20 protein-coding genes are annotated in these 19,140 nt (G+C 56.9%); 10 read left to right on the plus strand and 10 right to left on the minus strand.

The window, feature by feature from the left end; genetic code table 11:
• Nucleotides 1-101 precede the first annotated feature (101 nt).
• Genes USF70_RS06535 through USF70_RS06550 form a run of 4 tightly spaced genes read left to right on the plus strand, consistent with a single transcriptional unit; the run spans nucleotide 102 to nucleotide 2,595 of the window.
• Nucleotides 102-605: a hypothetical protein gene (locus tag USF70_RS06535; RefSeq protein WP_167819215.1), complete on the plus strand. Its 504-nt coding sequence runs from the start codon at nucleotides 102-104 to the stop codon at nucleotides 603-605.
• 9 nt (nucleotides 606-614) lie between these two features.
• Entirely contained in the window at nucleotides 615-1,061 is a 447-nt protein-coding gene (locus USF70_RS06540; protein ID WP_023311671.1) for a DUF421 domain-containing protein, read from the plus strand.
• A gap of 11 nt (nucleotides 1,062-1,072) precedes the next feature.
• Nucleotides 1,073-1,591, plus strand: a complete 519-nt coding sequence (locus tag USF70_RS06545) for a 2-oxo-tetronate isomerase (RefSeq protein WP_032657136.1) — start codon at nucleotides 1,073-1,075, stop codon at nucleotides 1,589-1,591.
• 17 nt (nucleotides 1,592-1,608) lie between these two features.
• Nucleotides 1,609-2,595 carry an SDR family oxidoreductase gene (locus USF70_RS06550; RefSeq protein WP_048974696.1) on the plus strand — a complete coding sequence of 329 codons (987 nt, stop codon included), beginning with the start codon at nucleotides 1,609-1,611 and terminating at the stop codon, nucleotides 2,593-2,595.
• Here the strand turns inward: USF70_RS06550 and USF70_RS06555 are convergent, their stop codons facing one another.
• From USF70_RS06555 to USF70_RS06590, 8 genes are all read right to left on the minus strand, one after another.
• Complete coding sequence (locus tag USF70_RS06555) at nucleotides 2,596-4,221, minus strand: alpha-amylase family protein (RefSeq protein ID WP_320735428.1); 1,626 nt, start codon at nucleotides 4,219-4,221, stop codon at nucleotides 2,596-2,598. It lies immediately after the preceding gene.
• A gap of 8 nt (nucleotides 4,222-4,229) precedes the next feature.
• A complete protein-coding gene (cydB, locus tag USF70_RS06560; RefSeq protein WP_063441332.1) occupies nucleotides 4,230-5,240 on the minus strand; it encodes a cytochrome d ubiquinol oxidase subunit II in 1,011 nt (336 codons plus the stop codon).
• Nucleotides 5,240-6,643, minus strand: coding sequence for a cytochrome ubiquinol oxidase subunit I (locus USF70_RS06565; RefSeq protein WP_033145500.1), 1,404 nt, complete (start codon nucleotides 6,641-6,643; stop codon nucleotides 5,240-5,242). Before USF70_RS06565 ends, cydB begins: the two co-directional genes overlap by 1 nt.
• Nucleotides 6,644-6,711: 68 nt before the next feature.
• Nucleotides 6,712-7,584, minus strand: a complete 873-nt coding sequence (locus USF70_RS06570; RefSeq protein WP_320735429.1) for a manganese catalase family protein — start codon at nucleotides 7,582-7,584, stop codon at nucleotides 6,712-6,714.
• 15 nt (nucleotides 7,585-7,599) lie between these two features.
• Nucleotides 7,600-8,106 carry a ferritin-like domain-containing protein gene (locus USF70_RS06575; RefSeq protein WP_014831871.1) on the minus strand — a complete coding sequence of 169 codons (507 nt, stop codon included), beginning with the start codon at nucleotides 8,104-8,106 and terminating at the stop codon, nucleotides 7,600-7,602.
• A gap of 25 nt (nucleotides 8,107-8,131) precedes the next feature.
• On the minus strand, nucleotides 8,132-8,335 hold the full coding sequence (locus tag USF70_RS06580) for a hypothetical protein (protein WP_008502273.1): 204 nt from the start codon (nucleotides 8,333-8,335) through the stop codon (nucleotides 8,132-8,134).
• Nucleotides 8,336-8,358: 23 nt separating this feature from the next.
• Complete coding sequence (locus USF70_RS06585) at nucleotides 8,359-8,853, minus strand: ferritin-like domain-containing protein (RefSeq protein WP_320735430.1); 495 nt, start codon at nucleotides 8,851-8,853, stop codon at nucleotides 8,359-8,361.
• 94 nt (nucleotides 8,854-8,947) lie between these two features.
• Nucleotides 8,948-9,133 (minus strand): general stress protein, encoded by a 186-nt coding sequence (locus USF70_RS06590; protein WP_004150795.1) that lies wholly within the window; start codon nucleotides 9,131-9,133, stop codon nucleotides 8,948-8,950.
• A 529-nt stretch (nucleotides 9,134-9,662) separates the two neighbouring features.
• On the opposite strand from USF70_RS06590, the gene USF70_RS06595 reads away from it, so the two are divergent.
• Nucleotides 9,663-11,006, plus strand: coding sequence for a VOC family protein (locus USF70_RS06595; RefSeq protein WP_045888401.1), 1,344 nt, complete (start codon nucleotides 9,663-9,665; stop codon nucleotides 11,004-11,006).
• A gap of 43 nt (nucleotides 11,007-11,049) precedes the next feature.
• Nucleotides 11,050-12,555 carry a carboxylesterase/lipase family protein gene (locus USF70_RS06600; RefSeq protein ID WP_167819211.1) on the plus strand — a complete coding sequence of 502 codons (1,506 nt, stop codon included), beginning with the start codon at nucleotides 11,050-11,052 and terminating at the stop codon, nucleotides 12,553-12,555.
• On the opposite strand, the gene USF70_RS06605 is transcribed toward USF70_RS06600, so the two are convergent.
• Nucleotides 12,542-13,384 (minus strand): LysR family transcriptional regulator, encoded by an 843-nt coding sequence (locus tag USF70_RS06605; protein ID WP_033145505.1) that lies wholly within the window; start codon nucleotides 13,382-13,384, stop codon nucleotides 12,542-12,544. The two genes, USF70_RS06600 and USF70_RS06605, sit on opposite strands and share 14 nt — an antisense overlap.
• 115 nt (nucleotides 13,385-13,499) lie before the next feature.
• Here USF70_RS06605 and USF70_RS06610 point away from each other — a divergent pair, with 115 nt between their 5' ends.
• From USF70_RS06610 to rimL, 4 genes are all read left to right on the plus strand, one after another.
• Nucleotides 13,500-14,669, plus strand: coding sequence for a pyridoxal phosphate-dependent aminotransferase (locus USF70_RS06610; protein WP_232937979.1), 1,170 nt, complete (start codon nucleotides 13,500-13,502; stop codon nucleotides 14,667-14,669).
• 10 nt (nucleotides 14,670-14,679) lie between these two features.
• The gene (locus USF70_RS06615; RefSeq protein ID WP_025756391.1) at nucleotides 14,680-15,453 is read left to right on the plus strand and encodes a transporter substrate-binding domain-containing protein; all 774 of its coding nucleotides are present in this window, start codon (nucleotides 14,680-14,682) and stop codon (nucleotides 15,451-15,453) included.
• 356 nt (nucleotides 15,454-15,809) lie between these two features.
• On the plus strand, nucleotides 15,810-17,465 hold the full coding sequence (locus USF70_RS06620; protein ID WP_033145508.1) for a glucan biosynthesis protein D: 1,656 nt from the start codon (nucleotides 15,810-15,812) through the stop codon (nucleotides 17,463-17,465).
• Between the two features lie 45 nt (nucleotides 17,466-17,510).
• Nucleotides 17,511-18,059, plus strand: coding sequence for a 50S ribosomal protein L7/L12-serine acetyltransferase (rimL, locus tag USF70_RS06625; RefSeq protein ID WP_232937977.1), 549 nt, complete (start codon nucleotides 17,511-17,513; stop codon nucleotides 18,057-18,059).
• On the opposite strand, the gene ydcK is transcribed toward rimL, so the two are convergent.
• Entirely contained in the window at nucleotides 18,054-19,034 is a 981-nt protein-coding gene (ydcK, locus tag USF70_RS06630) for a YdcK family protein (protein WP_167819210.1), read from the minus strand. The two genes, rimL and ydcK, sit on opposite strands and share 6 nt — an antisense overlap.
• Nucleotides 19,035-19,140: the final 106 nt, after the last annotated feature.

The following is a 19,140-nucleotide window of genomic DNA, read 5'->3' on the forward strand; positions in this document are numbered from 1 at the left end:
TATTGTTGCTATTCCTTTATGTGGCAAATGTGATAAGTCCTAAAAACATTCGCGTTAGAAATCAAAATTATCGGATAATAAGCGAAACGGTGACGATGACCATGAAGCGTGAAAATGAAAAGTTACCCGGGATAGATGAGAGTTACCGTTTGCTGACGTTTGAATACGCGTTTCGTCAGGTGGGTTTTATTGTTCTGCTGGGTATTATCGTCGCGGCGATTGCCGGTCTGTTTTCCAGCGGAATGGTCAGCGACACGGTCAAAACGAATTCCTCTAAATCATTGACCATAGACTATGAACGCTTTGGACGACGGGAGACAGAGACCCGGATGGCGCTCGCGTTTCCGGTGCAGAGCGAGGGGAAGTATGTCCTCAGCATGACCAGCGAGAGCAGCGATGCGTATGAGCCCGGCAGCGTCTGGCCGCAGCCGGACGCTATGTTCAGCCGCGGGAAGACTCTCTATTTTGTCTATAACAACCTGAAAAAAACAGACAGCTTCTCCGTGTTACTCTTCACGACACCTTCCAGAGCCGGTAAATGGAAAACCGTCATCCGCGTCAACAGCGAGCCGGAAATTAACATCTGGCAATTTATTTATCCGTAGGAGGCTGATATGGATATGGTCTTTCGCGCGCTGGCTATTTATCTGTTTCTGGTGGTGGTATTTAAAGTGGCCGGGCGTCGCGCGCTGCTGCAGATGACCAGCTTCGATCTCATTCTGCTCCTGATAATTAGTGAAGCCACGCAGCAGGCGCTTCTCGGACAGGATTTTTCCGTCACCGGCGCGATGATTACCATTACCACGCTGGTGGTAGTAGATATTATTTTCGGACTAATGAAGAAGTATTTTTCTCCAGTGGAGAATATTCTGGATGGCACGCCTGTTATTCTGGTGGAGAACGGCGTGCCGTTAGCCGATAAACTGAAAAAAGTTGACGTGTCCTGTGATGATATTCTGGTGTCAGCGCGCCAAAATAATGGCATTACGGAAATAAGCGACATTAAATATGCCATACTTGAGCGCAATGGGCATATTTCAATCATTCCTTTCGAGAAATAAGAGGCGGCAAGATGAGCAATCTTTTTCACGACAGCAATAATACCGTGGGTGAACTGACGAAAAAGCTGGCGAGCAAATTAACCGATCTCGGGCTTCGCTTAACCACCGCGGAGTCCTGCACGGGCGGAAAACTCTCGGTGGCGCTTTGCGCAGAGGAAAACACCGCCGAATTTTATGATGTTGGGCTGGTCGTGTTCAGCGATGAAGCTAAAGCGCGGATCCTCGGCGTGCGTCCCGAGACGCTTGAGCGGTTTACGGCCGTGAGCGAGCAGACGGTAACCGAAATGGCCGCCAGTATCCGCGACATTGCCCAGGCCGATATCAGCATCGCCATCAGCGGCTACGCGGGTCCGGAAGGGGGCGACGACGGCACGGCGGCGGGGACGGTCTGCTTCGCGTGGAACATACGCGGCGAGACGAAGACCCGCACCGTGCTTTTCTCCGGTGACTGTCAGGATGTGGTCGAAAAAGCGGTGCATTACTCGCTGGCTGAACTGGTGACAACCTTGTCAGACGGGAATAACGGATAAACTCACGTGGAGGTTCTATGGCTGTCATAGTGATTACCGGCGGGACGGCGGGCGTGGGAAAAGCCACGGCGCTGCACTTTGCAAAGGCGGGTTACGACGTGGGGCTCATCGCCCGCGATGAGGCCAGCCTGCACTCTACCCAGGAGGAGCTACGGCGCTTTGGCGTTAATGCCCACGCCGTGCAGGCGGACGTCGCCGACAGCCAGGCGGTGGTGGATGCCGCTAACGAAATTGAGTATCGCCTCGGCGCGATTGATGTCTGGGTGAACAACGCGATGGGGGCCATTCTGGCGCCGTTTCGTACCCTCACGCCGGACGAGTTTCGGCGCGTGACTGAGGTGACGTACCTCGGCTACGTGAACGGCACTCGCGCCGCGCTCGAACTTATGGTTCCGCGCGACAGGGGGGTGATTATCCAGGTAGGTTCCGCGCTGGCCTACCGTTCCATTCCGCTGCAGTCAGCCTACTGCGGGGCAAAAGCGGCGATCCGTGGGTTCACCGATGCGGTGCGTACCGAGCTGATGCATGAGAACAGCCGGGTTCAGCTTTCGATGGTCCAGATGCCGGGGCTCAATACCCCGCAGTTCGAATGGGCGAGGAATAAGTTCGCCTGGGCGATGCGCCCGGTGCCGCCGGTCTTTGAGCCTGAGGTGGCCGCCAGCGCCATCTTCAGGGTGGCGCAAAAACCGGTGCGCGAGCTGTGGGTAGGCAGCAGCACCATCCAGTCCATCGTCGGGCAATTTTTCTTCCCCGGTTTTCTCGACCGGCTGATGGTGAAAAAGGCGTGGGAAGGCCAGATGACCGACGATCTCAACGCGCCGGATCGTCGGGACTATCTCGACCAGCCGGTTAACGATCTGCATAAAATCCATGGCCGCTTTACTGACGAGGCGAAAACCCGCGCGCCGTCCGTCACCTCCGGCATGCCGGGGAAAGTGGCCCTGGGCGCCCTCGCGGTGGCGGGGATAGTGCTGACGCGTCTGATAACCCGCCGGAAACCGTAGTCAGCGCAGCGCGCTACGGTGCGTCCAGAACCAGCGATAGCCGTAGCCGCCAAGGCTGAGCTGAAGGGTTTTACCGCAAATCAGCGCGTCATCGTAGCGCTTGTCCTCGAGACAGGCGGTCCAGGTGGCGTTGCGGATCCCTTTGGCGGTGAACTGCACCGGCTGGTCGCTGAAGTTGACGAAGGTCAGGATGCTGCGCTCGTCGGTCTCGTAATAAAGCCCCAGCACCGCGTCATCATCGATTGCGATCAGGCGAAAGGGCGCAACGGCAATTTCGGGGAACTCCGAGCGGGTAGTGGCAATATCGATGATCCGGTGCAAAAGCGAGTTGTGGTGAAGCAGCGAATCGGCGACGTTGACTTTCTGATAGCGGTAAGAGCCATGGTCGATAATCGGCGCGATAAATTTTTCCGGGTCGGCTGCAGAGAAACCGCCTCCTTGCGAACCTGCCCACTGCATCGGCGTGCGGACGGCGTAGCGCTCCTCCAGATCCAGGTCGTCACCCATGCCGATCTCGTCGCCGTAGCGCATCACCGGGACACCCGGCAGGGAAAACAGCACCGCGTGGCAGAACGCCAGCCGCTTCCGATCGCCGTTGAGCATCGGGGCCAGGCGGCGGCGGATCCCGCGCTGATAGACGTTCATCTCCTCATCAGGGGCGAAGGTATCGAGGACAAACTGTTTGTCTTTCTGACTGATGCCTTCCAGATCCAGCTCGTCGTGGTTGCGCAGCCAATTGGCAAAACAGCAGGAGTCAGGCGGGACGATCATCTTCTTCACCGCATTGCGCAGCGGGCGGGCGCTTTTGCGGGCCAGGCTGACGTAGAAATACTTGTTGAGCCAGAAATTGAGCACCAGATTCAGGCGGTCGTTATTGCCGAAGTAGTCTTTATAGGCCTCAACGTCTACGTCAACTTCGCCAAGCAGGATCGCGTCCGGATTGCGCTGTTCGATAAGATGCCGCATATGTTCCAGGATCCACAGACCCTTTTTTTCATCACCGTTTCCTGCCTGGGTGGTGAGGTGGGACGCGGCATCGAGGCGAAATCCCGACACGCCCAGCTTGAGCCAGAAGAGGATGATGTTTTCAATCTCTTTAAGCACTGCGGGCGAGGTGAGGTTCAGATCCGGCTCGTGGCGATAGAACATGTGCCGGTAGTATTGTCCCGCCTCGTCGTCCCAGGTCCAGATGCTCTCTTCCACGCCTGGAAACATGGGGGGCGTATCGTCCTCGTCGTTATCCGACCAGAGGTAATAATCACGATAGGGTGACGCCGGGTTGCGGCGGGCCTGCTGGAACCAGGGATGCGCGTCCGACGTGTGCTGGATCAGCAGCTCGATAATGACCTGCATTCCCAGCTCGCGGGCCTGCTCGATAAAGGCGATGATATCGGCCAGCTTTCCGAAGCGGGGATCCACCTGAAGGTGGTCGCTGACGTCGTAGCCTTCATCGAGAAAGGGCGTGAGGTAAAACGGGGTGATCCAGATGACCGTCGCACCCATGCGGCGTATATAGCGCAGCTTGGCCGCGATCCCGGCGATGTCCCCGCAGCCATCGCCGTTCAAATCATAAAATAGCGCGGTATCAATCTGATAAATAATGGCTCGTGTATGCCAGTCGGTCATAGCGTTCCTCAGTGATAGCCTTCAGTATCCGACACTTTGCCTCGGAAGACGTAGTAGCTCCAGGCGGTGTACACCAGGATCACCGGGATAATCAGCAACGTGCCTACCAGCATAAACAGCTGGCTGGCAGGCGGGGCCGCGGCTTCCCACAGGGTGATGCGCGGCGGAATAATGTTCGGCCAGAGGCTGATGCCGAGCCCGCTAAACCCGAGGAAAATAAGCCCCAGCGTCAGCAGGAAGGGGCGGGAGTGGCTGGCCGGGTTGCGGGTCAGGCGCCAGATCAGCACGCTGAAAAGCCCGACCAGCAGCGGAACCGGCAGGAACCAGAAGAAGTTGGGCAGGGTAAACCAGCGGTCGGCCACGTACTGCCAGCCGAGCGGCGTCCAGATGCTCACCACGGCGATGACGACCATCAGCGCCAGCAGCACGTGGCGGGTCAGCTCGCGCATGCGGGCCTGCAGCGCGCCTTCGCTTTTCATAATGAGCCAGGTGGTGCCCAGCAGCGTGTAGGCCACAACCAGCCCGATACCGCAGAAGAGGTTAAAGGGGGTGAGCCAGTCAAGCGCGGAGCCGACGAAACGCCGCCCCTCAACGTCGAAGCCGTTAATCACGGCGCCCACCACCACGCCCTGGCTGAAGGTGGCGAGCAGAGAGCCGCCGGCAAAGGAGTAATCCCAGAATTTGCGGTGCGACGGCGTGGCTTTGAAGCGGAACTCAAAGGCGACGCCGCGGAAGATGAGGCCGATCAGCATCGCGGTGAGAGGAATGGTGAGCGCATCAATAATCACCGCATAGGCCAGCGGAAACGCGCCGAACAGGCCCGCGCCGCCGAGCACCAGCCAGGTCTCGTTGCCGTCCCAGACCGGCGCCACGCTGTTGACCATCACATCGCGCTCTTTCGCATCGCCCACGAAGTTAAACAGCAGGCCGATGCCCAAATCAAAGCCATCCATGATGATGTACATCAGCGTGGCAAAGACGATGATGGCAAACCAGATAACTGAGATATCGACGCCCATCAGTTTCTCTCCTGTTCAGGAACAGACTCAGCGGCAGACAGCGGACGGGCGGGTGTGCCCGAGGTGTTTGACGTCAGCGTATCGACAGGCTGCGGTCCTTTCTTAATCAGCCGGATGAGGTAAACATAGCCCACCCCAAACACCGACGAGTAGACGACGAAGAACGCCAGCAGGCTGATGCTCATCTGCAGGGTGCTGTGCAGCGATACCGCGTCGATGGTGCGCAGATAGCCGTAGACCACCCACGGCTGACGGCCCACCTCGGTAGTGACCCAGCCGGCGAGCAGCGCCAGCAGCCCGGCAGGCCCCATGCAGAGGGCAAACCAGTGGAACGGGCGAGAGTGGAAAAGTCGATGACGATAGCGCAGCCAGACGCTAATCAGCCCGAGGGTAATCATCAGCAGCCCCATCCCGACCATGACGCGGAACGACCAGAAGACGATGGTCGAATTAGGGCGATCTTCTTTCGGAAAATCCTTCAGCGCCGGGACCTGCTTATCCAGACTGTGGGTCAGGATAAGGCTGCCAAGCGCGGGGATCTCCAGACCGTATTTGGTGCGCTCCTCCTCCATATCCGGCAGGCCAAACAGCAGCAGCGGGGTGGCTTCGCCCGGCGGATTTTCCCAGTGTCCCTCAATGGCGGCAATTTTGGCCGGCTGATGCTCAAGCGTGTTCAGACCGTGCATATCGCCTACGACCGCCTGGATGGGGGCGACCAGCAGCGCCATCCACATCGCCATGGAAAACATGGTGCGGACGGCGGGGGTATCGTTACCGCGCAGCAGGTGCCATGCGCCCGACGCGCCAACAAACAGCGCGCTGCTCAGAAACGCGGCGATAGCCATATGAATAAGGCGATAAGGGAAGGAGGGATTAAAGACGATCGCCAGCCAGTCCTGCGGAATAACCTGTCCGTTCTCGATAGTGAAGCCCTGCGGCGTATGCATCCAGCTGTTGGAAGCGAGGATCCAGAAGGTCGACATCAGCGTGCCGAGCGCCACCATGCAGGTTGAAAAGAAGTGCAGACCCGGGCCGACCTTATTCCAGCCGAACATCATGACGCCAAGGAAACCGGCTTCAAGGAAGAAGGCGGTTAAGACTTCATAGGTCAGAAGAGGGCCGGTAATACTGCCCGCGAACTGTGAGAACCCGCTCCAGTTGGTGCCAAACTGGTACGCCATGACCAGGCCGGAAACGACACCCATCCCGAAGTTAACGGCAAATATCTTGAGCCAGAAATGGTACAACGATCGCCAGACGTCGTTTTTGGTGCGCAGCCACATGCCCTCCAGCACCACCAGATAGCTGGCGAGGCCGATGGTGATCGCAGGAAAAAGGATATGAAACGAGACGGTAAAAGCGAACTGAATTCTGGCCAGATGGAACGCGTCGAGTTCGAACATGGTCCGTACCTCTGAAACGATGGGGCACGAGAATTGCCGGACAGTTTATGGCTGCCCGGCAAAACCGATTACGGTTTAGTCTTACCGGCACCCAGCTCGGCACCGGTCAGCGGGTCAGAATGTGGATCGGACTTCGTGCGGACAGACATCGCCTTGACCAGGGTTGCCTGTTCGGTCGTGAGCGTGACGCTTGCGCTGCCATCACCGCCGTCAACCGCAGGCTGGGGGGACTCAACGTAATCGAAATGTTTATCGCTGTTCCAGCTTCCGCGAACCTCTCCACCTTCAGACATATTGTAGTACTTGTTGGTGAATTCCTCGATTGGCGGTAATTTTCCCGGTGGGAAATTATTACGGATGGACTGTAGCGCCTTCTCAAAGGAGAGCTGGTGCGCCGCCTCGCGCGTCATCAGAAACGCCAGGGCATCCTTTACGCCGGGATCGTCGGTCACGTTGATCAGCCGTTCATAGATGATTTTCGCTCTGGCCTCTGCTGCCACGTTTGAGCGCAGGTCCGCCGTCGGTTCGCCGATGGTGTCGACGTATGCTGCGGTCCATGGCACGCCCGCCGAGTTAGTCAGCGGAGTGCCGCCACCGTACAGCAGGGAGGTGATGTGGCTGTCATTGCCGTTTTCGGTCATGGAGCGATACAGCTCGGCCTCGTTTTCCACCCCTTCCGCCAGCGCGCCTTTGGCGCCTTTATTCAGCATGCCGACCAGGGTACCGATGATTTCGAGGTGGCTTAGCTCCTCGGTCGCGATATCCATCAGCATATCTTTACGGCCCGGATCGTCATCGCTCAATCCTTGCGTAAAGTACCGGCAGGCGGCAGCCAGTTCGCCCTGAGGCCCACCGAACTGTTCCAGTAAAAGATTGGCGAGGCCTGGGTTCGGTTCGGCAACGCGAACCGTGTATTGCAGCTGTTTGACGTGTCGGAACATGGCGATTCTCCCTGATTATTTTTTTGCTTCGACGCCCGATGCGTCTGAACGCAGCAGGAACTGTTCCGTGGTCTGCGGAATATGGCGAATCAGCCAGTCGGCCATTTCGCGTTCTTCCGCCAGAATCGTCTCGATGGCAGGTACCGAGGCCGTGTCGCCTGCTTTCTTCGCCGCAGCGAGCAGGGAGGTATAACAGGCTATTTCAAACTGTTCGAAAACATAGCCGCTGATCGAACCCTTCACGATCTCATCAGACGGGAACATGCCGCCGATGGACTGGCCGAGCGCCGCCATTTTGCTCATCGAATCTTTTAAAACCGAACGAGAAATATCATTACGGTCGAGGATTTCTTCCAGCAATGTAATTTGCCGTTTTGTCTCATTAATATGCTGCTCAATTCTGGCGCGAACATCAGGATAATTATCGATACGGCTGGCCATGGATTCCAGCATAGATTCGGCTTGCTTTTCCATCGCATGGGCATCGCGTAGCCAGTCATGGTAGTGTTCTACGTGATTCATCATTGTATCCTCATTAGGGGTTCGCTTATTTGGTCTCACTTTCAGCAGCCTGATCGGCACGCGCGGCACTGTAGCCAGATAAATGGCCAACAATATTGGCGTAAATGCTGATGATAATGACCCATAGCACGCTGTTCTTCCACCATATTACGGAAGGGATGGCGAGAATGAACCATATTATGGCTGCCGCTAAATGGCACCGTTTAATTGTCCTGGGACTGATGCTCATTTTATTTAACCTGTATTATTGCGTCATTTCTGCGCTTTTTGGTTAATATTTCCTACGGCCAGATCGGTGAGTTTAAGGTCGGTCTCTTTTTCTTCTTCCAGCGTTTCGGCAAGAAGCTTAACGGCTTTTTTATAGCCCAGTTGTTCAGCTAGTGTTGCAAGGGTACCGTAGCTGGCAATTTCGTAATGTTCGACTTTTTGCGCGGCGGCAATAAGTGCGGCATCACGTACTTCATTTTTTTCCGTGATTTCGATGACTTCGTTGGCTTCTTCAATTAAGCCTTCCATCGCCACGCACTTCATGCGCTTAAGCTTGATACCGTCTTCCTGCTCAACGATCTGGTCGATACGTTCGATCTGACCCTGTGTCTCCTCAAGGTGTGCGGTAAAAGCGGCGCTCAGCTTCTCGCTGGAGGCGGCGCGGGCAAGTTTGCTTAACGCTCGGGTAAGCTGCTTTTCTGCGCTGTAGGTATCCGAGAGAAGATGAATAAAGACATCCTCGACGCTTTTCATATTCATAATAATTACGCTCCGGTAAAATAAGGAAAGAGTACTGCGAGCTTTTCAGCCCGCAGCATGCTCTCTGGTTTTATTAAAAGAGTATTAAATAAGATCAGGAGTTATCAGATTTACGGCCTCCGCCGTGACTGTTCTGTCCTCCTTTCTTACCCGCTTCAGAAGCGCGTTGCGGATCGTTTTTAAAGTTCCCACCGCTATGCTGGCCACCTTTACGTCCAGCTTCTGATGCTTTTTCACGGTCTTCAGCGAAATTACCGGAACCACCACGATGCTCTGCCATATTAAACCTCATAGTCATATATTGGTTATGTCAGTACGATACGAAAATATTCCGTATCACTCGTCGTTCGAGTAATAACTCTAGTCGCTGTGCGTCATCCGTCAAATGCGTTTTGCTATTTGCGGTTGCGTTATTTTTAAATATTTGTAAATTTGCGCTTCGCTTAAAAGGGAAATATGGATAGACAGGAAGGACTTGTAAACAACCATTCAGATTAATCCTAACTTCGAGCTAAAAATTTGAAAGAAGAGGATAAAAATAATGGCGTACTCGAATTGGTTAATTTGCACTCAGAAGAGAGCCAAAAAATACTCCTTTATAGATAGAAAGCGGAACCCTAAATAATTATAAGGAAAATCCTGGATAAAAGCGTTCAGGCTGAAAGGGCGGTTCCGTTCGGCGCTGTTCAGGGGCCTGATAGCACACGGTTTGACCACTGTCGTCTTAAGATCACAATTCAGAAATTCTTCCCCCCGGAAGGAACGGGTTTCTCTACACTCCAGGTAATATTCACTGGAGGCATGACATCATGGCGAACACCATCACGGCTGATGACATTCGGGAACACTTTTCGCAGGCTATGTCGGCGATGTACCAGCAGGAAGTTCCGCAGTACGGCACCTTGCTTGAACTGGTTGCGGACGTAAACCTGGCGGTTCTGGAAAATAATCCACTATTACATGAACAACTGGCTAACGCCGATGAGCTTGCACGCCTGAACGTGGAGCGTCACGGGGCGATCCGCGTCGGCACGGCACAGGAACTTTCAACCCTGCGCCGTATGTTTGCCATTATGGGTATGTACCCGGTCAGCTATTACGATCTCTCTCAGGCGGGGGTGCCCGTCCACTCAACGGCGTTTCGTCCGATAGAGGATGCGGCGCTGTGCCGGAATCCGTTTCGTATCTTTACCTCGCTGCTGCGTCTTGAGCTGATTGAAAACGTCGTGCTGCGCGAGCGGGCCGCGGAGATCCTGTCTCACCGCAACATCTTCACCCCGCGCTGCCTGGAACTGCTCGACCTCCACGAGTCGGAAGGGCAGTTTACTGACGCACAGGCGCACGAATTTGTGCAGGAAGCGTTAGAAACCTTCCGCTGGCACCGCCATGCGACGGTCGATCAGGAAACCTATCTGGCGCTGCACAACGAGCACCGTCTGATTGCCGACGTGGTCTGCTTCCCGGGCTGCCACATTAACCACCTCACGCCGCGCACGCTGGACATTGACCGGGTGCAGGAGCTGATGCCGAAGTACGGTATCGAGCCAAAAATTCTAATCGAAGGGCCGCCGCGTCGCGAGGTGCCCGTCTTATTGCGTCAAACCAGCTTCAAGGCGCTGGAAGAGCCGGTGCTGTTTGCCGGTGAACATAAAGGCACCCACACCGCGCGCTTCGGTGAGATTGAACAGCGCGGCGTGGCGCTGACCCCGAAAGGCCGTGAACTGTACGATAGCCTCCTCGCCCAGGCCGGTACCGGTAAAGATAACCTGACCCATCAGCTGCATCTGCGGGAGATCTTTAGCGCCTTCCCGGACAGCGAAATGCTCATGCGCCGTCAGGAGCTGGCTTATTTCCGCTACCGCCTGACGCCAGCCGGGGAAGCGCATCGGCATGCGTTTCGTCCGGGCGACGATCCGCAGCCGCTGATTGAGCGCGGATGGGTGGTTGCCCAGCCGATCACCTACGAAGATTTCCTCCCGGTCAGCGCTGCGGGGATTTTCCAGTCCAATCTAGGAAACGAAACCCAGGCCCGCAGCCACGGTAACGCCAGCCGCGATGCGTTTGAAGACGCGCTGGGATGCCCGGTGTATGACGAGTTTACGCTCTATCAGGAGGCTGAAACGCGCAGCAAACAGCGTTGCGGTTTGCTCTGAAATCGTTACTCTGCAGGGGTGTGATGGAAACAATAAGGTCGTTATGCAAAATCCTTCCGCCCCTGTGGTTGAAACGCGCCAGGGCGCACTGTCTGGTTTAACCGATGAAAACGTCCACGTCTGGTGCGGTATTCCCTACGCCGCGCCGCCCGTGGGGGAGTGGCGCTGGCGCTCGCCCCGGCCGCCTGAACGCTGGGATGGGCTGCGCGAGGCCACGGCATTTTCGCCCTCAAGCTGGCAAAGCAGCGAGTATTGTCAGGAGCTCGGCGGCGGCGATCCGGGCCAGTTTTCCGAAGATTGCCTCTACCTTAACGTCTGGTCTCCCGCAGAGCGGGCCGAGCCGCTTCCGGTTATGGTCTGGCTGCACGGAGGCGGGTTTACGATTGGTGCCGGAGGCCTGCCGCCGTATAACGGCAAAGCGCTGGCCACGCGCGGCGTGGTTGTGGTCACGATCAACTACCGTCTCGGCCATCTCGGCTTTTTCGCCCATCCCGCGCTGGAAGGTGAGGAAGGGCGCGTGGTGCATAATTTTGCCCTGCTGGATCAGATCGCCGCGCTCGAATGGGTGCGGGATAACATCGCCGGGTTTGGCGGCGATCCCGCCAATGTGACCCTGTTTGGCGAATCCGCTGGCGCGCGGAGCGTGCTCTCGCTGCTGGCCTCTCCGCTGGCAGCAGGATTGTTCCACAAGGCGATTGTGCAAAGCGGATACACCTTACCGGACACGCCGCGCGAGCAGGCGCTGCAAAAAGGGGAAGCGCTGGCCGCCCATTTCGGGCTGGAAAATGCGACCGCCGGGCAGCTGCGCGCCATTCCGCCCGAGGCGTTCTGGCCGCTCACCGCGCCGCTGAACGTCGCTCCGGCGCCTATCGCAGGAGACTGTGTTCTGCCGGAAGCCATGCTTGACGTCTTTTTCGCCGCCCGTCAGCATCCGGTGCCGGTGATGATTGGCTCCAACAGCGATGAAGCCAGCGTGATGGCGGTGTTTGGCATCGATCTCGCCGGACAAATCCAGAAGCTTCGCCGGGAGCGCCGCTTCGGGCTGGGGCTGATTAAGCTGCTCTACCCGGGCGTGAAGGGCGATGAAGAGCTGGGCAGGCAGGTGTGTCGCGACATGGCGTTTACCACGATGGGCTACGTGGTGATGCAGGCCCAGCAGCGCGTCGGCGGATTGTGCTGGCGTTACTGGTTTGACTATGTCGCAGAGGCGGAACATGGCACGTACATCAACGGCGCCTGGCACGGCAACGAAGTTCCCTACGTCTTCGATACGCTCGGTCAGGTAGAGCCTTCACGTCAGTACGTCAATGAGCGAGATCTGCAGTTTGCTGCCCAGGTGGCGGATTACTGGGTGAGTTTTGCGCGTGACGCGGGTCGTCGCGAGATCCTGCCCGGGCCGACGCACTGGCCCGCGTGCCGTAAAGGGCGGGACGTTCTGTTACGCATTGGCGTGAATAAACATGCAGCTTTCAGGCTTGAAAACCGCTTTATGCGCGCCCGCATGAGCCTCTTCAAGCGGGTGATGAAGCACCACGTCAGCCTCGATTAAGCAAACAGGCGCGAAACGCCGCCAGTCCATTTTCCTCCCCTGGCGTTTCGCGCAGCACCAGCCGGTAGCTTGCGCCGGTTTTTATGCTTGTCTCATAGGGCCGTACCAGCCTTCCCGCGTGAATATCTTCTGCCACCAGCGTTTCGTCGGCGATGGCGACGCCGAGCCCCTGAATGGCGGCCGTAATGGCGAGATCCATCGTATCGAAGTGTTGATTTTTATGCATGGCAAAGCCCGGACCTTCCTGTTTCGTCAGCCACAGCGACCAGTCTGTCTTGTCCCTTGTCGGGTGCAGAAACGTCAGCGAACCCAGCGCAGCACCCGCCCGCACCGGGCTGAACACCGGCGTGAGCGCCTCTTCGAACAGCAGATCGCCTGCGCTCATGTGCGTGCCGAACACGATGGCCGCGTCGTAAGATTCGGTTTTGAAATTGACGTTGTGATCGGTGGTGGTGGTCAGCGCGATCTGCAGATCCGGATGCTCGCGCTCCACCTCCAGCAGGCGCGGCACCAGCCAGCGCATGGCGCAGGTGGGGGCCTTTAGCCGGATCACCGTGTGCTGGCTGCGGGCCTGGTCGGCCACGGACAGCAGCTGCTCGAAAGCGGACTGCAGCTCCGGAAGCAGGGCGCTGCCCTGCGGTGAGAGGCGCAGCCCGCGCGCGTGGCGTTCAAAAAGCGGAAAGCCAAACCACGCCTCAAGGGAGGCAATCTTACGGCTCACGGCCCCCTGCGTCAGACACAGTTCCGCCGCGGCATGGGTAAGATTGAGGTGACGCGCGGTGACTAAAAAAGCGTCGATGGCATTAAGGGGGAGCGAACGGCGTGACATAGAAAACACCTCAGCTATGCATTTTTCTCATGGCTATTATGACAACAATTCGATTGTCCCGACAGCACAGATGTTGTTTGAATAGTTATGCAATGTCCATGAGAAGGGAAAGAGGATGACTTTACGAACGCCTGTGCAAACGCGATCCAAACTGCCGGATGTGGGAACCACCATTTTTACCGTTATCGGCCAGCTCTCGGCGCAGCATAACGCGATTAACCTTTCTCAGGGCGCACCGAATTTTTCCTGCGACCCGAAGCTGATTGCGGGCGTCACCCGCGCAATGGAGGCAGGGCATAACCAGTACGCGTCGATGACCGGTCTACAGCCGCTCAAGGAACGTATTGCCGATAAAATTGCCACGCTCTACGGCACGCAGTACGACCCTGCCAGCGAGGTGCTGGTGACCGCCAGCGCCAGCGAAGGGCTCTATTCGGCGATTAGCGGGCTGGTGCACCCTGGCGATGAGGTGATCTACTTTGAGCCGTCCTTTGACAGCTACGCGCCGATTGTCCGTCTGCAGGGGGCAACCCCGATTGCCATCAAGCTCACCGTGCCGGATTTTGCCGTCAACTGGGATGAGGTTCGCGCTGCGATCACCCCGCGCACGCGCATGATCATCATCAACACGCCGCACAACCCGAGCGGTCAAGTCTTCTCCGCCAGTGACCTGCAGCAGCTGGCGGCGCTGACGCGCAATACCGACATCATTATTTTGTCTGACGAAGTGTACGAACACGTCGTTTTTGACGGCGAGCCGCATCACGGGATGGCCACGCACCCGCAGCTGGCGGAGCGCAGCGTGATTATTTCCTCTTTCGGAAAAACCTATCACGTCACCGGGTGGCGCGTGGGTTACTGTGTTGCACCGGCGGTACTGATGGACGAGATTTGTAAAGTGCATCAATTTTTAATGTTTTCTGCCGATACGCCAATGCAGCACGCGTTTGCTGAGCACATGCTCGACCCGCAAACCTGGCTGTCGCTGTCGGCGTTTTACCAGCGCAAGCGCGATCTGCTGCACAGCCTGCTGGCCGATTCGCCGTTTACCCTGCTGCCGAGCGCCGGATCGTTCTTCATGCTGGCGGACTACAGCCAGTTCAGCGACGAGCGCGACAGCGAGCTGGTGAAACGGCTGATCGTTGAGTACGGCGTTGCCACCATTCCGCTGTCGGCGTTTTATGCGGACGGTACGGATAATAAATTGATTCGTCTCTCTTTTGCGAAAGATGAGGCGACGTTACGGGCAGGTGCCCAGGCCCTGTGTCGGGTTAAACCACGCTGAGGAGTATGAGATGAAATTACGCGCGTTAGTTGTCGGCATGGGATTGCTGTGTACTTTTTCTTCCTTCGCGGCCACCGAGCTGCGTTACGGTCTGGAAGCGGAATATCCGCCGTTTGAGAGCCGCAATGCGGCGGGCGAACTGGAAGGGTTTGACGTTGAGCTGGGGAATGCCATCTGCAAAGCGGCAGCGCTGAAGTGCAGCTGGGTTGAAACCTCCTTTGATGCGCTGATCCCGGGCCTGGTGGCGAAGAAATTTGACGCCATCAACTCGGCGATGAACATCACCGAGCAGCGCCGCAAGAGCATTGATTTTACCCAACCGATCTACCGTATTCCGTCGCAGCTGGTCGGCAAGGCAGGTACGGCGGTTGAGGCAACCCCAGAAGGGCTGAAGGGGAAAACCATCGGCGTGCTGCAGGGATCCATCCAGGAAACCTATGCCAAAGAGCACTGGGAAAAGCAGGGTGTCACCGTGGTGTCTTATAAAGATCAGAATATGGCCTGGGGCGATCTGCTGAATGGCCGTATCGACGCCTCGCTGGTCATGTCCGCGGCCGGGCAGGCAGGTTTCCTCAGCAAGCCGCAGGGGAAAGGGTTTGGCTTCATCGGCAAACCGGTGTCTGACGACACTATCCTCGGCAGCGGGATCGGCTTTGGGTTGCGTAAGGGCGACGAGGCCACCAAAAAGCAGCTTGATGCCGCGATTGATAAAGTACGTGCCGACGGCACGATCGCTAAACTCGCTGATAAGTACTTCCCGGGTATCGATGTCAGCGTAAAATAACCGCCTCATTAGCCCCGGCGAACGATGTCGCGCCGGGGCATTTTTAATACACTTCATCCTTCAAGCTGCCTCTGCGTTGGCTACGTCTGTTCACCCCAGTCACTTACTTAAGTAAGCTCCTGGTGATTCTCAGACTTGCCGCCTTGATCCAGCATGAATGATTTTGTGTATTTACTGTTTTTTACACCACTTTCGGGCCGTTCTGGTCGACAGAAAATATTTCTCACTTTGTTCATATAATCACCGGCCAACAATTGGATTCTTAACCATTTTTGTTTAGGCTGTGCGTTCTTTCTTGCCGTCATTTCGCCGAGCGCGAAACACATTCACACGACCATAAGGACGTTTTTCCAGGCATGAATCGCAGACGTTTTCTAAAAGGCTCGCTGGCAGTGGCAGCCCTGAGCGGCACATCTGGCCTTGCTTCCCTGTTTTCCAAAGCGGCATACGCTGCCGACTCTGACATTGCTGACGGCCAGAGCCGTCGTTTCGACTTCTCCGTACTGCAATCCATGGCGCATGACCTGGCGAAAACCCCGTGGGGTGGCGCGCCGCGTCCGCTGCCGGACACGCTGGCAACCATGACGCCGCAGGCGTACAACGCCATCCGCTACGATGAAAAACAGTCACTGTGGAACAACATTGAAGGGCGTCAGCTGGACGTGCAGTTCTTCCATATGGGGATGGGGTTCCGCCGCCGCGTGCGGATGTTCTCGCTGGACCAGTCGACCTCTATGGCGCGCGAGATCCACTTCCGTCCGGAGCTGTTCAGCTACGGCGAAACGGGTGTGGATACCAAGCAGCTTGAAGGGCAAAGCGATCTCGGCTTTGCGGGATTCCGCGCCTTTAAGGCGCCTGAGCTGGCGCGTCGCGATATTGTCTCTTTCCTGGGCGCGAGCTATTTCCGCGCGGTAGATGACACCTACCAGTACGGCCTTTCCGCGCGCGGTCTGGCGGTAGACACCTTTACCGACACGCCGGAAGAGTTCCCGGACTTTACCGCCTTCTGGTTTGAAACCGTCAAGCCCGGCGACACGACTTTTACCGTCTACACGCTGCTGGACAGCCCGAGCATCACCGGCGCCTATAAATTCGTGATCCACTGCGAGAAGAGCCAGGTGATTATGGAGGTGGAAAACCATCTCTACGCGCGGAAGGACATCAAGCAGCTCGGCATCGCGCCGATGACCAGCATGTTCAGCTGCGGCAATAACGAACGCCGCATGTGTGACACCATTCACCCGCAAATTCATGACTCCGACCGCCTGGCAATGTGGCGCGGCAACGGGGAGTGGATCTGTCGTCCGCTGAACAACCCGCAGAAGCTGCAGTTTAACGCCTATATGGACAAAAACCCGAAAGGGTTCGGCCTGCTGCAGCTTGACCGCGATTTCTCGCACTATCAGGACGTGATGGGCTGGTATAACAAACGCCCGAGCCTGTGGGTTGAACCGCGTAACGACTGGGGTAAAGGCGCGGTTGGCCTGATGGAGATCCCGACCACCGGCGAAACGCTGGATAACGTGGTCTGCTTCTGGCAGCCGGAAAAAGCGGTGAAGGCGGGCGACGAGCTGGACTTTAAATATCGTCTGTACTGGAGCGCAATGCCGCCGGTGCGTTCTCCGCTGGCCAACGTCTTCGCCACCCGTACCGGCATGGGCGGCTTCCCGGAAGGCTGGGCACCGGGCGAAAATTACCCGAAAGTGTGGGCCCGTCGCTTTGCTATCGACTTCGTCGGTGGCGACCTCAAGGCCGCTGCGCCAAAAGGCATCGAACCGGTGATTACGCTCTCCAGCGGTGAAGCGAAGCAGGTTGAGATCCTCTACGTTGAGCCGTTTGACGGCTATCGCATCCTGTTTGACTGGTACCCAACCTCGGATTCGACGGAGCCGGTGGATATGCGCCTGTTCCTGCGCTGCCAGGGCGATGCCATCAGTGAAACCTGGCTGTACCAGTATTTCCCGCCAGCGCCGGATAAACGTAACTACGTTGACGACCGGATAATGCGTTAACGATCGATTCCCTCTCCCTTTGGGAGAGGGTTAGGGTGAGGGGCAATGACCGCAGCAAAATCCGAAATTATCCCGGTATCTGACGCTCTCGAGCTTCGCGCCGTCGAAGAGCGCTACGCCGCCGATCTGCATAATCTCGTCGTCAAAAACAAAACCTTTCTGCAAACCGCCTTTGACTGGGCGCAGCACGTGGGCAGCGAGGACGATACCCGCCGCAACGTGCAAAGTAACCAGATGCTGCACCAGCGCGGCTACGCCAAAATGTTTTTGATATTCAAGAGTGATGAACTGGTCGGCGTGCTGTCGTTCAATACGATTGAACCAGCCAACAAGGCCGGGTACATCGGCTACTGGCTGGATGAAGGCCATCAGGGGCAGGGCATTCTCTCCCGGTCACTGCAGGCGTTTGTGCGCTACTACGTCGAACGCGGGGAGATCCGCCGTTTTGTGATCAAGTGTCGGGTGGCGAATCAGCACAGCAACAGCGTTGCCGTGCGTAACGGTTTTACGCTGGAAGGGTGCCTGCGGGAAGCGGAATACCTGAATGGCCGCTTTGACGATGTGAACATCTACGGGAAGATCTACGCCCTATAACGCTCCCAGCAGCGGGGTGCGGGTGATGCGCTGGTCGCCGTTAATCACCTTTTCGCCGCGCAGGTGAATGCTCTCCCCGGCAAAGGCTTCAATGACCGCATCATCTGTGATTTCAACCCGGTGCTCAATGAGCACATCTCCGCTGATCCGCGCGCGTCCCTGGATCACCACCTTATCGTCCAGCATGATCGGTCCGCCGCGCAGCCATGCCTGACCGCCAATCAGAACGTGGTGCTTGATGACGCAGTTTCCTTCCACCACGGCATTCTCCGCAATCTGAGAGCTGTAGCGCACCGTCGGAATAGCATCGTCGTCATAACCGGCAATCACGCGGGCGTTGCCATAGACCTTTGCGCAGTCGCAGACCCAGACGTTATTTAAGTCGTTACCTTCGAGGATAGCGTTGTCGAATATTTCGGCGCGGTGCTCAACAAAGGCAAAATTCACCATCGCCTCGCCGTAGATTTGCGCCTGATGCACAATGCGCGACTGGCTGACGGTCGCCTTATCGTAGATTTGCAGGATCTGGTCATGGTCCGGCGTCAGACCTTTGGCGGCGATGATAACGCTGTTGTGCAGAATGCGGGCATCGCCGTAGAGATGGCATTCGCCCCGCACGCAGGAGTGCTGAATGGTGACGTTGTCACTTATTCGCGCCCCGTGGCTGACCTCCGCGCCGTCCAGCCAGCAGCTGCCGCTGATATGCGCATCGTGGCTAACGATGCACGGCAGGGTAAGGCGCGCGTTGCCGGACACGACGGCACCGGCGAACACCACGCTGTTTTCGTCGTAGATCCAACAGTCGCCGTCCTGCGCGAGGGCGCGCTCATCGTCAACCCAGCCGCCTTTCGTGCCGACCGTCACGTCGTTAAAATCCACTGTCGCGATAATCTGCCGCAGCGTGACGGAGCGGGTAGTTTCGCCGTTTTTCCATTGCCAGAGGCGGGTTTCGTCGCTAAGGCGATATTTTTTCATCTTTTGGTCTCTGATAAGCGTCTCAACTAAACGTAGCAAATTTTTCGGTTTTCGAGCGGCTGGAAACCAGACGGTAAACGCCTTAAAATGGCATTCAGGATGCACT

Origin of the sequence: Enterobacter sp. 237C8, assembly GCF_034106865.1 — a bacterium.
Taxonomy (GTDB): domain Bacteria; phylum Pseudomonadota; class Gammaproteobacteria; order Enterobacterales; family Enterobacteriaceae; genus Enterobacter; species Enterobacter asburiae_B.

What these genes read in the sequence shown, in the direction of transcription:
- USF70_RS06535 (WP_167819215.1), top strand. Translation starts at nt 102, where the DNA reads ATGAAGCGTGAAAATGAAAAGTTACCCGGGATAGATGAGAGTTACCGT.
- USF70_RS06540 (WP_023311671.1), top strand. Translation starts at nt 615, where the DNA reads ATGGATATGGTCTTTCGCGCGCTGGCTATTTATCTGTTTCTGGTGGTG.
- USF70_RS06545 (WP_032657136.1), top strand. Translation starts at nt 1,073, where the DNA reads ATGAGCAATCTTTTTCACGACAGCAATAATACCGTGGGTGAACTGACG.
- USF70_RS06550 (WP_048974696.1), top strand. Translation starts at nt 1,609, where the DNA reads ATGGCTGTCATAGTGATTACCGGCGGGACGGCGGGCGTGGGAAAAGCC.
- USF70_RS06555 (WP_320735428.1), bottom strand. Translation starts at nt 4,221, where the DNA reads ATGACCGACTGGCATACACGAGCCATTATTTATCAGATTGATACCGCG.
- cydB (WP_063441332.1), bottom strand. Translation starts at nt 5,240, where the DNA reads ATGGGCGTCGATATCTCAGTTATCTGGTTTGCCATCATCGTCTTTGCC.
- USF70_RS06565 (WP_033145500.1), bottom strand. Translation starts at nt 6,643, where the DNA reads ATGTTCGAACTCGACGCGTTCCATCTGGCCAGAATTCAGTTCGCTTTT.
- USF70_RS06570 (WP_320735429.1), bottom strand. Translation starts at nt 7,584, where the DNA reads ATGTTCCGACACGTCAAACAGCTGCAATACACGGTTCGCGTTGCCGAA.
- USF70_RS06575 (WP_014831871.1), bottom strand. Translation starts at nt 8,106, where the DNA reads ATGAATCACGTAGAACACTACCATGACTGGCTACGCGATGCCCATGCG.
- USF70_RS06580 (WP_008502273.1), bottom strand. Translation starts at nt 8,335, where the DNA reads ATGAGCATCAGTCCCAGGACAATTAAACGGTGCCATTTAGCGGCAGCC.
- USF70_RS06585 (WP_320735430.1), bottom strand. Translation starts at nt 8,853, where the DNA reads ATGAATATGAAAAGCGTCGAGGATGTCTTTATTCATCTTCTCTCGGAT.
- USF70_RS06590 (WP_004150795.1), bottom strand. Translation starts at nt 9,133, where the DNA reads ATGGCAGAGCATCGTGGTGGTTCCGGTAATTTCGCTGAAGACCGTGAA.
- USF70_RS06595 (WP_045888401.1), top strand. Translation starts at nt 9,663, where the DNA reads ATGGCGAACACCATCACGGCTGATGACATTCGGGAACACTTTTCGCAG.
- USF70_RS06600 (WP_167819211.1), top strand. Translation starts at nt 11,050, where the DNA reads ATGCAAAATCCTTCCGCCCCTGTGGTTGAAACGCGCCAGGGCGCACTG.
- USF70_RS06605 (WP_033145505.1), bottom strand. Translation starts at nt 13,384, where the DNA reads ATGTCACGCCGTTCGCTCCCCCTTAATGCCATCGACGCTTTTTTAGTC.
- USF70_RS06610 (WP_232937979.1), top strand. Translation starts at nt 13,500, where the DNA reads ATGACTTTACGAACGCCTGTGCAAACGCGATCCAAACTGCCGGATGTG.
- USF70_RS06615 (WP_025756391.1), top strand. Translation starts at nt 14,680, where the DNA reads ATGAAATTACGCGCGTTAGTTGTCGGCATGGGATTGCTGTGTACTTTT.
- USF70_RS06620 (WP_033145508.1), top strand. Translation starts at nt 15,810, where the DNA reads ATGAATCGCAGACGTTTTCTAAAAGGCTCGCTGGCAGTGGCAGCCCTG.
- rimL (WP_232937977.1), top strand. Translation starts at nt 17,511, where the DNA reads ATGACCGCAGCAAAATCCGAAATTATCCCGGTATCTGACGCTCTCGAG.
- ydcK (WP_167819210.1), bottom strand. Translation starts at nt 19,034, where the DNA reads ATGAAAAAATATCGCCTTAGCGACGAAACCCGCCTCTGGCAATGGAAA.